Source organism: Corynebacterium phoceense, from assembly GCF_900092335.1.
GTDB lineage: Bacteria > Actinomycetota > Actinomycetes > Mycobacteriales > Mycobacteriaceae > Corynebacterium > Corynebacterium phoceense.
Genome location: NZ_LT596208.1, coordinates 1,730,673 through 1,743,514, shown reverse-complemented (window position 1 = coordinate 1,743,514; position 12,842 = coordinate 1,730,673). Strand labels below are relative to the sequence as shown.

13 protein-coding genes and 1 pseudogene are annotated in these 12,842 nt (G+C 63.6%); 9 read left to right on the top strand and 5 right to left on the bottom strand.

Annotated features, from left to right (window positions below; genetic code table 11):
* Positions 1–670: arginase family protein (locus BN9444_RS12450; RefSeq protein WP_233423589.1), on the top strand; the 670-nt coding region annotated here is incomplete at its 5' end.
* Positions 671–695: 25 nt separating this feature from the next.
* Here the strand turns inward: BN9444_RS12450 and BN9444_RS15270 are convergent.
* Both BN9444_RS15270 and BN9444_RS12445 read right to left on the bottom strand, forming a co-directional pair.
* Positions 696–857, bottom strand: a complete 162-nt coding sequence (locus BN9444_RS15270; RefSeq protein ID WP_233423588.1) for a hypothetical protein — start codon at positions 855–857, stop codon at positions 696–698.
* Between the two features lie 6 nt (positions 858–863).
* A complete protein-coding gene (locus BN9444_RS12445; protein WP_233423587.1) occupies positions 864–1,742 on the bottom strand; it encodes an alcohol dehydrogenase catalytic domain-containing protein in 879 nt (292 codons plus the stop codon).
* A gap of 153 nt (positions 1,743–1,895) precedes the next feature.
* Between BN9444_RS12445 and BN9444_RS12440 the strand changes: the two genes are divergently transcribed.
* From BN9444_RS12440 to BN9444_RS15265, 8 genes and pseudogenes are all read left to right on the top strand, one after another.
* Complete coding sequence (locus BN9444_RS12440; protein ID WP_068802035.1) at positions 1,896–3,245, top strand: Na+/H+ antiporter family protein; 1,350 nt, start codon at positions 1,896–1,898, stop codon at positions 3,243–3,245.
* 745 nt (positions 3,246–3,990) lie between these two features.
* A complete protein-coding gene (locus tag BN9444_RS12430) occupies positions 3,991–4,878 on the top strand; it encodes an aldose epimerase family protein (RefSeq protein WP_068802033.1) in 888 nt (295 codons plus the stop codon).
* A 136-nt stretch (positions 4,879–5,014) separates the two neighbouring features.
* Entirely contained in the window at positions 5,015–6,676 is a 1,662-nt protein-coding gene (locus tag BN9444_RS12425) for a sodium:solute symporter family protein (protein ID WP_066491768.1), read from the top strand.
* A gap of 49 nt (positions 6,677–6,725) precedes the next feature.
* A complete protein-coding gene (locus BN9444_RS12420) occupies positions 6,726–7,055 on the top strand; it encodes a hypothetical protein (RefSeq protein WP_066491778.1) in 330 nt (109 codons plus the stop codon).
* A 2-nt stretch (positions 7,056–7,057) separates the two neighbouring features.
* Entirely contained in the window at positions 7,058–8,167 is a 1,110-nt protein-coding gene (galT, locus tag BN9444_RS12415) for a galactose-1-phosphate uridylyltransferase (RefSeq protein WP_066491780.1), read from the top strand.
* Positions 8,154–9,359, top strand: a complete 1,206-nt coding sequence (gene galK / locus BN9444_RS12410; RefSeq protein WP_066491794.1) for a galactokinase — start codon at positions 8,154–8,156, stop codon at positions 9,357–9,359. The genes galT and galK overlap by 14 nt, the downstream gene beginning before the upstream one ends.
* 128 nt (positions 9,360–9,487) lie before the next feature.
* A pseudogene (locus BN9444_RS15605) lies at positions 9,488–9,907 on the top strand (YwiC-like family protein); the annotation flags it as partial.
* Entirely contained in the window at positions 9,789–10,496 is a 708-nt protein-coding gene (locus tag BN9444_RS15265; protein ID WP_420888715.1) for a YwiC-like family protein, read from the top strand. The pseudogene BN9444_RS15605 and the gene BN9444_RS15265, both read left to right, overlap by 119 nt.
* 53 nt (positions 10,497–10,549) lie before the next feature.
* Here BN9444_RS15265 and rbsD read toward each other — a convergent pair whose 3' ends face one another.
* Genes rbsD through BN9444_RS12390 form a run of 3 tightly spaced genes read right to left on the bottom strand, consistent with a single transcriptional unit; the run spans position 10,550 to position 12,795 of the window.
* Positions 10,550–10,924: a D-ribose pyranase gene (gene rbsD / locus BN9444_RS12400; protein WP_068802031.1), complete on the bottom strand. Its 375-nt coding sequence runs from the start codon at positions 10,922–10,924 to the stop codon at positions 10,550–10,552.
* A gap of 2 nt (positions 10,925–10,926) precedes the next feature.
* A complete protein-coding gene (locus tag BN9444_RS12395) occupies positions 10,927–11,832 on the bottom strand; it encodes a ribokinase (RefSeq protein ID WP_068802030.1) in 906 nt (301 codons plus the stop codon).
* Positions 11,833–11,868: 36 nt separating this feature from the next.
* The gene (locus BN9444_RS12390; RefSeq protein WP_068802029.1) at positions 11,869–12,795 is read right to left on the bottom strand and encodes a D-ribose ABC transporter substrate-binding protein; all 927 of its coding nucleotides are present in this window, start codon (positions 12,793–12,795) and stop codon (positions 11,869–11,871) included.
* Positions 12,796–12,842 lie beyond the last annotated feature (47 nt).

The following is a 12,842-nucleotide window of genomic DNA, read 5'->3' as shown; positions in this document are numbered from 1 at the left end:
TGTTGTCACTGAAGGCGAAGACCTTGAGGGCGCGCAGGCGGAAGTCTCGGCGAAAGTGGAAGAACTCGTGCGCGCCGGGCACCTGCCCATCGTGCTCGGTGGCGGGCACGAAACCTCGTTCGCGACGGGCAGGGGATTAGCCCGCGTGCGTCCGTCCGCGATTATCAACCTCGACGCACACTTCGACTTGCGCATCGCGGACCGTCCCACGTCCGGCACACCGTTTTGGCAGTTAGCGGACGTCTATAGCGATGACTTCGACTACTCGGTACTGGGTATCTCGCGGCCGAATAATACGAAAGTTCTTTTTGATACCGCCCGCGATCTGGGCGTCAACGTCGTGCTCGACGAGGAACTTGCCGCTCTCAGCGCCCAGGACGCGGCTGCGCGCGCCGTGGAACTCGTCGCCGACGCCGAGTCGATTCACCTGTCCATTGACCTCGACGTGCTGCCTGCCGCCGTCGCCCCAGGCGTCTCCGCGCCAGCGGGGCTTGGCGTCCCGCTGCTGCATATCCATGCCATCGTCCGCGCACTCGCCGCGACGGGCAAGCTGGCGCTCGTCGACATCGCTGAGTTCAACCCCCGTTTCGACATCGATGGACGCACGGCTAAGGCGGCGGCGAGGCTGATTGATTCAATCGTCGTCGCGCATGCGGAAGCACGATCCTAAACGCGTAGTTCCGACTTCTTCGCTGTTATCGCGTCTGGTGCTCAAGCACCGCAACGGTCATGCCGAAGCTGCCCGTGCGCGACGGCTCGTTCATCGCGGGGAGCGCGGCGGGCAGATCGTCGAATCCGATGCGCGTGCCGACGGTGCCGGCGAGGTCGAGACGGCCGGAGGCGACATCGGAAAGCAAGGCAGCTTATTCGCTGGTGGCCAGGCCGTGGGAGCCAAGCAGCTCGAGTTCGAGCGCAATGGCGCGGCCGTAGGGCAGCGAGGGATTGGCGTCCTCGCCGAGCAGGAGGCCGACCTGGACGTGGCGGCCCTTGGGGTGCAGGGACTCGATGGCCATCGTGGCGGTGATGCGGGCTCCCAGGGCGTCGATGGACACGTGGGCGCCGCCGAGCTCGTGGATGCGCGCGACGGTGGTCTCGTCCGAGTAAAGGGGAGTGGCGCCGAGCTTTTCCGCGGCATCGAGCGCGGATTGAGTGCGGTCGACGGCGATGACGCGGGCGCCGACGGCGCGGGCAATCATGACACACGACAAGCCGACGCCGCCGCAGCCGATGACGACGACGGTCTCGCCGGGCTGGACGCGGCCTTGCACCGTGACGGCGTGATAGGCAGTGCCGAAGCGGCAGCCCAGTCCCGCGGCAATATCGAAGTCGAGCTCATCCGGTAGGTGCACGAGATTCGTCGCGGTGTGGGTGACGGCAACGTACTCGGCCCAGGATCCCTTGAGATCGAAACCCGGTTGTTGCTGGTTAGGGCAGACCTGCGTGTGGCCAGCGCGGCATTGCGCGCAGTCGCCGCAGGCAAAGATGAAAGGCGCCGTGACGCGGTCGCCCTTCTTAAAACCGGGGACGGCGGGGTCGATTTCTTCGATGACACCGGCGAACTCGTGGCCAGGGATGTGAGGGAGCGACACGGAGTCATCGTGGCCGGACCACGCGTGCCAGTCGCTACGACACACGCCGGTGGCCGCGACGCGGACGACGGCGCCGCCGGCGGGCAGGAGCGGAGGGGGGACGTCTTCGATAGTGGGCGGGGAAGAGAACTCGGTGAAAGTAACGGCGCGCATGATGGGGCTCCTTGGGATTGGTTGCGTTTAGTGTGCCAGATGACGGCCGGTGGAGTGCATGTTTCTTTCAGTGACACACATTCCCCTGCGACCGGGGTCGGCGAGATCTAAAAAATTTCAAAAGTCTGCATACTATGCACTACGCTTACGTGCATGAACGCCGTACTCATCGCAGTTATCGTGATGCTCGTGCTTTCCGTGGCACGCGTGCACGTTGTCATCGCCCTGTTCTTAGGCGCCCTCACGGGTGGTCTCATGGCCGGCATGGGCCTCGATTCCACCCTTCTCGCTTTCCAAGACGGCCTGGGCGGTGGCGCGAAGATCGCGCTGAGTTACGCCTTGCTCGGCGCGTTCGCCATGGGTGTTGCGGCGGCGGGCTTGCCGGAAAAGCTGGCGCAGACGCTCATCCACAAGATGAACGGCAACGCGGGGGAGCTTAACCCCAAGGCCGTGGCAATGACGAAGTGGACCATCATCCTCGTCATGGTTGCGATGGCGATTATGAGCCAGAACCTCATCCCGGTCCACATCGCGTTCATTCCGCTCATCGTTCCGCCGCTGCTGGGCGTGATGAGCAAGTTGCAGATTGACCGCCGTCTTATCACGTGCTGCCTCACCTTCGGCCTGGTCACCACGTACATGTTCGTGCCGGTAGGCTTCGGTTCCATCTTCTTGAATGACATTCTGCTGTTCAATATCAGTGAGGCAGGCCTGGATACGACCGGTATGAACATCATGAAGGTGATGGGCATCCCGGCGCTCGGCATGTTTATCGGCTTGCTCATCGCGGTGTTTATCAGCTACCGCAAGCCGCGCACGTACCTTGACGCACCCATTGCGGAGGAGAAGGATAAGGAAGAGATTTCCGCCTACAAGCTGTGGGTTTCCGTCGTTGCCATCATCGCCACGTTTAGCGTGCAGATTGTCATGCAGCTCATGGACTTCGAGGCGGATGGCCTCATGGTCGGCGCACTCGTGGGCCTGGGCATCTTGCTGCTCTCCGGTGCAGTGAGCTGGCGCAACGCGGACGATGTCTTCACCAACGGCATGAAAATGATGGCGCTTATCGGTTTCATCATGATCACCGCCCAAGGTTTCGCGTCCGTCATGACGGAGACAGGGCAGGTGGAGTCGCTCGTGACGACCACGGCCGAGCTCTTTGGCGATAACAAGCTGCTGGCCGCGGCGGCCATGCTTTTGGTCGGCCTCATTGTGACGATGGGCATCGGCTCGTCCTTCTCCACGCTGCCCATCATCACGGTCATCTACGTGCCGCTGTGTATGACGCTGGGCTTTAGCCCCGCTGCGACGGTTGCCATCGTCGGTACCGCAGGCGCGCTGGGCGACGCGGGCTCGCCGGCGTCCGACTCGACGCTCGGCCCCACGATGGGCTTGGGCGCCGACGGCCAGCACGACCACATTCGGGATTCGGTCATCCCGACGTTCCTGCACTTTAATATTCCGTTGCTCATCGCCGGGTGGGTTGCGGCGATGGTTCTGTAATTCGTTCTCCTGAGACAGTTGCGGCCCCGCGTGCGGATTCGTCCGGGCGCGGGGCCGCTCAATGATGCGTGGCTGGAAACACGAAAATTAGATGGCTTGGGGAAAACCCTTTTCGGAGTGGAGACGCAGCGGCGCAGGTCTGAGGAGAATAGCCGTGGGCTGAGTAGCTTTGTCGAATACGTTGAGAACGTAGGGGAGGTTCGTGATGAGCTGGCCGGCCGTTGCTGCCTGACGGGTTGCGTCCGTTAGCGAGGTGTACGAGTTAGTTCCTGTGATGGCCCCCATCAGGCATGCATTCGCACTGGCGTGAAAAGATCTGCGCCACCTGCTGCAGTGGGCTGAGCGTGCCGATGCCCCCTTTGGGCCCAGGTGTGTGTGCGAACGAAGCGGGCAGTCCGCGGAGGAAACTACAACAAATTCAACCCCACTTGGAGCGGCGGAGGCAGTCTTTTCCGTGCAAAATATCACAGGTTATGACCAGTGAAAGTGCTGTGTAGTTGTCTGAGCTGCGCTATTAGGGGAATTTGATTGTGTGCGATTGTGTGGCAATGCCCCCGTTTGAGGAGAAATATCTTGTTGATATTTGTGGCTTCGAATTAACCTCATATGCAGGGCTATCGTGGCGCATCCGCGCCATCGATGCCCCACGAGTGACACGATACGGATGCCAACAGCGCGCATCATAGACCGCCCCGGATTGAGGCGACGCGGCGTGCAGTCGGTCCGCGAAGTGGAAAGGAATGCCATGCCGGAAACCATATTCAGGACATCACCAGTTGCACCCACCGTCCGGCTGATCGCGGGGCGCTATAGCGCACAGATTGACCTCCGTTCTGGGGGTATCGCTGCGCTGTCCTATGACGGTGCGCCTTTGCTGGAAAGCTACGACACTGCGCAGCTTCCGCCGGCTGCGGCCAATAGCGTGCTGGCGCCGTGGCCCAACCGCACCGAAGACGGAATCTTCTCGTGGAAGGGCACCGAGCACCAACTAGCGATCACGGAGCCGGAGCGCCACAACGCAATTCACGGCTTCGTGCTCGATGCCGCCTGGCAGATCGTAAACCACGACCCAGATCGCGTGGAGATCGCCGCGGACATCGCCCCGCAGCAAGGCTGGCCGTGGGCGTTGCGCGTCACTGCGTCGTACCTCCTCGACGAGCAGGGACTGCACTGCACCTATGGGGCATCGACGCAGGAAGACAGCGTTCCCTTTGCCTTCGGCCTGCACCCATACCTTTCGCCGCAGGGCACTCCGGTGGACGAGGCCGAGCTGCGCTTGCCGCCGGTGGAGCACCACCTACTCGACGCGCGCAACGTGCCCACAGGCGAGCACGCACCGATGGAGCTGAGTCACTGCGTCGCCGAGCTAGAACTCGATGATCTCTTCTACGTGGGACCCGAGCCGCACACGGTGGAATTTGCCGCCGACGGGCGCGGCGTGCGCATGGATTCCGGGGAGGGACTCGGCTGGCTGCAGATTTATACCGCGCCGGATTTCCCGGGGCGCGGGCGAGCGATTGCCGTGGAACCCATGAGCGCGCCGCCCAACGCCCTGCGCACTGGTACCGACCTCGTGGAGCTGGGCCCGGATCGGCCATGGCAGGCCACCGTGCACTTCAGTGTCATTGAATAGCCACGAAAGACTGCACCGTCAGACTGTAACTGAATACATAACTGCATACGTTTCTCCCAAGTAATTCTCTCGTGCTCGGGGTCGGCGTGCGTTCGCGCGGCGGTGGCGGGTACTTATCGTGAAAGGTTCAAGAGCTATGGAGACTGCACAATCAGTCCTACGCCTGGACGCGACGTGGGTGGACTACCTCATCGTCGCAATCTACTTCCTGTTCGTGCTCGGCATCGGCTGGGCAGCGAAGGCCCGCGTGTCTTCGTCGATTGACTTTTTCCTCTCCGGCCGCTCGCTGCCGGCGTGGGTGACCGGCCTGGCCTTTATCTCGGCCAACCTCGGCGCGGTGGAAATCATTGGCATGTCCGCCAACGGCGCGGAGTACGGCTTCCAGACCATGCATTACTTCTGGATTGGCGCCGTGCCGGCCATGATCTTCCTGGGCATTGTCATGATGCCGTTCTACTACGGCTCGAAGGTTCGCTCCGTGCCGGAGTTCATGCGCCGCCGCTTCGGCAACGGCGCCCACTTGGTCAACGCCCTGTCCTTCGCGCTGGCCCAGCTGCTCATCGCCGGCGTGAACCTGTTCCTGCTCGCCACCATTGTCGAGGCCCTGCTGGGCTGGCCGATGTGGGTCGCGCTCGTCGTTGCTGGTGTCATCGTGCTGTCCTACATCACGCTCGGCGGCCTGTCCGCGGCCATCTACAACGAGGTGCTGCAGTTCTTCGTCATCGTCGCTGCGCTCGCACCGCTGACGATCATCGGCCTCAACCGCGTGGGCGGCTGGGAAGGTCTCAAGACGGCCGTCGCGGAAGGATCCCACTTCCACACCTGGCCGGGCTCTGAGCTCTCCGGTTTCGATAACCCGGTCTGGTCTGTCATCGGTATTGTGCTGGGCCTGGGCTTCGTTCTGTCCTTCGGCTACTGGACCACCAACTTCGTGGAGGTGCAGCGCGCAATGGCCTCGGATTCGCTTTCGGCTGCACGCAAGACGCCTATCATCGGTGCGTTCCCCAAGATGTTCATCCCGTTCCTCGTCGTCATCCCGGGCATGGTCGCCTCCGTTCTGGTGAGCGAAATCGCTGCCGGCTCCGCGAAGCCGAACGACGCCATCCTGCTGCTCATGCGCGACCTGCTGCCCAACGGGCTGCTCGGCATCGCCATCGCTGGCCTGCTCGCCTCGTTCATGGCCGGCATGGCCGCCAACATTTCTGCGTTCAACACCGTCATTTCCTATGACATCTGGCAGACCTACGTGGTCAAGGACCGCGAGGATGATTACTACCTCAAGTTCGGCCGTATCGCGACCGTCGCCGCGACGCTGATCGCCATGTTCACCGCGCTGCTCGCGCAGAACTTCGGCAATATCATGGACTACCTGCAAACGCTCTTCGGCTTCTTTAACGCCCCGCTGTTTGCCACCTTCATTCTCGGTATGTTCTGGAAGCGTATGACCCCGCATGCCGGCTGGTCCGGCCTCATCGCCGGTACGGCGTCCGCGATTGGCTACTGGTACGTTGCTACGTTTACCGATGCCACCAGCACGATGTTCAACCTGCCGGGCCAGGGCACCGCGTTCGTGGCTGCCGGCGTGGCCTTCGCTGTCGATATCCTGGTCTCCGTCATCGTCACCATGTTCACCACGCCGAAGCCGGACAGCGAACTGGTCGGATTCGTCTCCTCGGTGACTCCGAAGGGCCACTTCGAGGACATGACAGAGTCCAACCTGCCGTGGTACCAGCGCACCGTTCCGCTGGGCATGATCTGCCTGGTCATGGCAATCGTACTCAACGTCATCTTTGCCTAAACCATCTACCGATTGAGTCTTTGAAGACAAGAACTAGGAGTCAATAACAATGGCTACTGCACAACCTGCACCGCGCTCGACCGGTACCGCCAGTCGGGCCACTCGCCAGAAGGCGGGTGCCTTTGACCTGCGCAACGTGATCGGCGCACTCATGGGCATCTATTCCATCATCCTGCTGCTGAGCTACTTCTTCCTGGATCCGGGCATCAATCCGGAGACCGGTGCCCTCAAAAACGCCACGGACAACCTCTGGATGGGCTTGGCGCTGCTGGCCGCATCCGTAATCTTCCTTGCGTGGGCGAAGCTTCGCCCGATCATCATTGAAACCCCCGTTAAGGCTACGTCCGCAGATACAGCTGCTGTTCGGGAGCAGAGGTAATTATGGTTGACATTCAACGCACGAAGCTCGCCGATGGCCGCGACCTCATCTATTTCGATGAGCAGCCGCACCCAGACCGCGTGCTCGAGGACCCGCGAGACCTTCCCCAGGTTCACCCGGCCTCTGAGATGCGCCGCGATCCGCTCACTGGGGAGTGGGTGGCCTACGCCGCCCACCGCATGAACCGCACGTTCATGCCGCCGGCGAACGAGAACCCGCTGGCGCCCTCCACATCCGGTAACCTGCCCACGGAGATCCCCTCGCCCAGTTACGACGTGGTGGTCTTCGAAAACCGCTTCCCGTCGTTCGCGCTCAACGTCGACGACGTCGCGGATAACGACGTGGACGGCATGGGACTTGTGCCGCGCTATCCCGCCAAGGCCCGGTGCGAGGTGGTGTGTTTTACCTCGGATCCCACCAAGAGTTTCCGGGATCTGCCGGTGAGCCGCATTCGCACCGTCATCGAGGTCTGGGCGCACCGCACCGCCGAGCTGTCCCAGATCCCAGAGGTCAAGCAGGTCTTTCCGTTCGAGAATCGCGGCGCTGAGATCGGCGTGACCCTCCAGCACCCGCACGGCCAGATCTATTCCTATCCCTTCTACTCCCCGCGCCTGGCCAACCTGGTCGCGCGCTCGAAGGAATACAAGGCTGAGCACAACGCGGACCTCTTCCAGACCATGCTCGACAAGGAGAGGGAGGCAGGCACGCGCGTCATCGCCACGACGGAGCACTTCACCGTCTTCGTTCCTGCGGCGGCCAAGTGGCCTTTGGAGGTCATGGTCATGCCCAATGTCCACGTGCCCAACTTCGCAGAGCTTTCCGAAGCCCAGCGCGACGACCTCGCCGTCGTCCTCAAGAAGCTCTACACCGCGGTGGATCAGTTCTTCGAGGGTGTGGAGAAGACCCCGTACATCGCGGGTTGGAACCAGGCGCCGACGGATGATTCGGACGCGGTGCGCATGCACCTGCAGCTCTTCTCACTCATGCGCTCCCCGAACCGCATGAAGTTCCTCGCCGGTTCCGAGTCCTCCCAGGCGGTGTGGATCAACGACACCACCCCGGAGCGGATCGCCGAAAAATTCAAGGAGTTGTGGAACGATGACCTCGTATAAGTGGATTGAAAGCCGCACCCCGGACGCCCTTGCTGCCGATGCCACCGCCCTGTTTAACGCCGAATTCGGCACCGCGCCCACCGGCGTGTGGGCCGCTCCGGGCCGCGTCAACGTCATCGGTGAGCACGTCGATTACGCCGGTGGCGTGTGTATCCCATTCGCCCTGCCGCTGCAGATTGCCGCGGCCGTCACCCCGCGCGAGGACACGAAGGTTGTTGCCGCCTCGCAGAAGACCGACGGCACCGTCGCACGTGCGGAGGTCGACCTTAAGGACATCCGCCCCGGCGGGGACATCGGCTGGCTAGGCTATGTTGCCGGCACCGTCTGGGCCGCGCACGAGTCCGGCGCACTGGAGAACCTCACCGGTTTGAACATCGCGCTTGTCTCCGACGTCCCGCTGGGCTCTGGGCTGTCGAGTTCTGCCGCGCTCGAGTGCTCCGTCGCCGTCGCGGCTTACGAGCTCGACCACGGGCAGGGCCCGGATGACGCTGCGCGCCACCAGCTGGCCGATGCCGCCATGCGCGCCGAAAATGACATCGTCGGCGCCTCCACGGGAGGGCTCGATCAGACCGCCAGCCTCTTTGGCGCGGAGGGCAAGGCGCTTGTCATCGACTTCGACAGCCACACCCACCGCTTGGTTAATTTCGACATCGCCGATCAGGATTTGGTGTTGCTCATTGCGGATACCAACGCTCCTCACGAGCTCAACGACGGCCAGTATGCCTCGCGTCGCGGCGTCATCGACGATGTCCAGAACGCCTTGGGCTCCCTGCGCCACCTGTCCGAGGAGCAGATCGCCGCGTGGGCGCATGAGAACGGTAAGGACGCAACGCTCTACGCCAAGCGCACCGGACACGTCCTCCACGAGACCGCGCGCACGCTCCAAGCTGCCGATGCCCTCGAAGCCGGGGACTTCGACACCTTCCGGCGTTTCATGGCCGATAGCCATGCGTCGCTGCGCGATGACCTCGAGGTCACCACGCCGGAGCTCGATTCCGCCGCGGAGGCCGCCGGCACCCTCGGCGCGCGCATGACAGGCGGAGGCTTCGGCGGCGCCGTCATCGCGCTCATCGCGAAGGCTCGCGTTGGCGACACCGTCGCTGCCATCGCAAGCGCCGCGGAGGAGAAGGGCTTTGCGGAGCCCACGTTCTACATCGCGACGCCGGGCGACGGCGCGCGGCGGCTCGTCTAGCTCCATCCGCGTCAAAGGCCGAGGAAAACTCGGCCTTTTTGCGTGCGTTTTCTGTATTCCGCCTCCTGCCACTCTTTGGTACGATTTAAATATCAATCGAAAGTTGTAGCAAGTGGGAGGTTGCCGGGGTGTCGCGAAAGCACGGAATCAGCCCGTGGTGCCCGAATCAGCACGGGGCGTGGGCGATGCTCGTCGCTCCCGCGGTGGCGGTGACGGTGCCGGCCATCGCGTTCTTTAGCGCACATGAGTCGACGTGGCGCGGGCCAGCCACGGTGCTTGTGGTGCTGCTGGCGTGGTTCTTTGGCTATTTCACGTTCTTCGCGCTGTGCCTCGTGGCCAAGGCCCGCACGCCAGCCCGCCGGCGCACTTACGCCCGCCCGCTCGCCGTCTATGGCCCCGTCGCCGGCGCGGCGATGGTGGGGGCGCTGCTTGCCCAGCCGCGACTGGTCGTGTGGGCGCTGTTCTTTGGCCCGCTCATGGCGGTCGCACTCTGGGGGACGTTTCACGGACGGCCGCGTTCGATGGCCAGCGGGGTCTCGACGACCCTCGCCCCGGCGCTGCNATGGCCCCGTCGCCGGCGCGGCGATGGTGGGGGCGCTGCTTGCCCAGCCGCGACTGGTCGTGTGGGCGCTGTTCTTTGGCCCGCTCATGGCGGTCGCACTCTGGGAGACGTTTCACGGACGGCCGCGTTCGATGGCCAGCGGGATCTCGACGACCATCGCCTCGGCGCTGCTCGTCCCCGTACTTTGGATGGCCGCGCGGGAGGTCTCGCTCGCTGATATCAGCGGCCGGGCGTGGCTATGCTTCGCGTTTCTCGCGCTGTATTTCTCCGGCACGGTACCGCTGGTCAAATCGATGGTGCGCGAGCGCAAGACCCCGGGGTTTGTCCGGCTGTCCATCGGTTTCCATGCTGCAGCGCTCGGCATCTTTCTCTTAGTGGGCGCACTAGCCGGCATGCCGTGGTTCGCCATACTGATGGCGCTGCTGCTTGCCGTCGCGCTACTGCGAGCCTGGTGGATTCCGCACACCGCCGCGCGCGGGCGCGCGTGGACGGCGCGGAAAGTGGGGTTTGCGGAAGTCCCCCTCGTTATCGTGGCGGCACTGCTTGTCATTGCCACGCTGTGGCCAAGCGCTTGAAAACGCCAACGACGCGGCGGTGAAGCCGCGTCGTTGCACTAATGGTAGCGGGGCTAGAACGGCACTCCGCTGCGCAGAATGACGTTCGCGTAGGCGGTGGTCGAGCCGGTGCGCACCACGAAGGAGGCATCGGCAAGGCGCGCCTTGAGCTCCTCGTGGTCGATTTCCTCGATGGGAACCTCCGGCAAGACGGCGCGGATTTCCGCCGGCGTGGTCGTCGCGATGGTCGCGGCCTCGACTACGACCTCGTCGAGCAGCGCCGCAAGCGTGTCTTCGAAGGAAGGAATCCCGAACACGAGCGAGAGATCCACCACCGGAATATCGTGGGGGACCGGCAGCCCGCAGTCCGCCACGACGAAGGTGTCGGTGTGGCCCAGGCGTGCCACCGCAGCGGTGAGCGCGGGGTTGAGTAATCCAGACTTACGCATGATTAAACCTCCGGAAGTTCGTCGTTGAGGTGCGGGTAGGAAGGCTGGGCGCCGGCGCCCGTGGCGGCGTAGGCACCCACGCGCGCGGCAAAACGCGCGGCATCGGCAAGCGAGTCGCCTTCGAGAAGTCGCGCGCAGAAGGCACCAGCGAAGGCGTCTCCCGCGCCCGTCGTATCCACCGGGGTGATGCGCGGGGTCGGAATTTCGGTGAAACCATCACCATCCGCAACCAACGCACCCGCAGAACCCAGGGTGAGCACCACCGAGGCAAAACCCGCCTCAAGGAGACGCTGGGCCATCTCGCGCGGGGTGCCCGAGTCATCGAGACCCAGCTGGGAGAGTATGAGCCCGGCCTCGTGCTCGTTGGCCATGAGCGGATCAGCGGCAAGCAGCGCCTCGCGCGGAACCTCGATGACGGGGGCGAGGTTGACGATGACGCGTCCGGTCGCGGCCTGCACCGCGGCAGCGAACCCCGAGGCGGGAATCTCGCCCTGCAGCAACACGATCTTCGCCCCCGCGACCGTCTCCGCGCGCTCGGCCACGAATTCGCCGTCGACCTGCCCGTTAGCACCCGCGTTGAGCACGATGGTGTTCTCGCCATCAGCGGAGACCGTAATCACCGCCAAGCCAGTGGTGATGTTGTCAAGCTCCGCGACGGCTGCCATATCCACGCCGGATGAGGTGAGGTACTCCAGCGCGGGAGCGGCATAGGCATCGGAGCCCACGGCCCCGACGAAGGCGACATCGGCGCCCAGCTGTGCGGCCGCGACGGCCTGGTTTGCGCCTTTGCCTCCCGCCAGGATTTCCCCGCCGGAACCGAGCAGCGTTTCGCCTGGGTGTGGGTGTCGTTCAACGTGGAGCATGAGATCCGCGTTGATGGACCCCACGACAACGAGTGCAGGACTCATGGTCTTGATGCCTTTCGGATAGCGATGGTGCGGCGTTTACTTGAATTCGGCGACGTTGGAGGAGTCGACGGTGACAACCTCAACCGGGACCTCAGCCTGTGCGGACTCGCCCTTGAGCAGAGCGGACGCCTGCTCGACGGCCTTGGCGCCGAGCTCCTCGGGCTGCTGTGCGATGGTGCCGTTCATGGTGCCCTTTTCAATGGCGGCGATGCCGTCTTCGGTGCCGTCGAAGCCGAAGACCTTGACGTCCTTGCCGGCCTTGGCGCCCAGGGCCTCGATGGCACCGAGGGCCATCTCATCGTTCTCGGCGAAGATGGCCTTGACGTTCGGGTGCGCCTGCAGGAGGTTGGTGGTCACGTTGAGTCCCTCAGTGCGGTCGAACTTTGCGGTCTGCTCGGCGACGATCTTGATCTTCGGGTGAGCCTTGATGCCCTCGCGGAAGCCCTCGCCGCGGTCGCGGGAGGCGGAGGAACCGGCGATGCCCTGGAGGACGAGGATCTCGCCCTCGTCGCCGATAGCCTTGGCGAGAGCTTCGGCGGCCTGCTTGCCGCCGGCCACGTTGTCCGAGGCCACGTAGGAGGCGACCTCGCCGGAGTTTGAGGAACGGTCAACGGCGATGACCGGGATGTTGGCGGAGTTGAGGGCCTGGACGGCGGAGCCGACGGCATCGGAGTCGGTCGGGTTGACGATGACGACGCCCGCGCCGGAGGTCTCGGCGTTCTTGAGCTGGTCGGCCTGCTTGGAGGCGTCATCGGAGGCGTCCTGGATATCCAGCTTGATGCCCAGCTCGTCCGCCTTGGCCTGTGCGCCGTCGCGCAGCTCGACGAAGAACGGGTTGGTCTGGGTGGACAGTGCCAGCGTCACGGAGTCTGAGGAACCGGACTCACCGCGGTTGCAGGCAGCAGCACCCAAGGCAACGGCAGAAATGGACACGACGGCGAGGGACTTGCGGAAGATAGACATGGTTCTCCTTGAAAGAGGATGAGGAAAGTGGAAAGTATGCAGTTGTG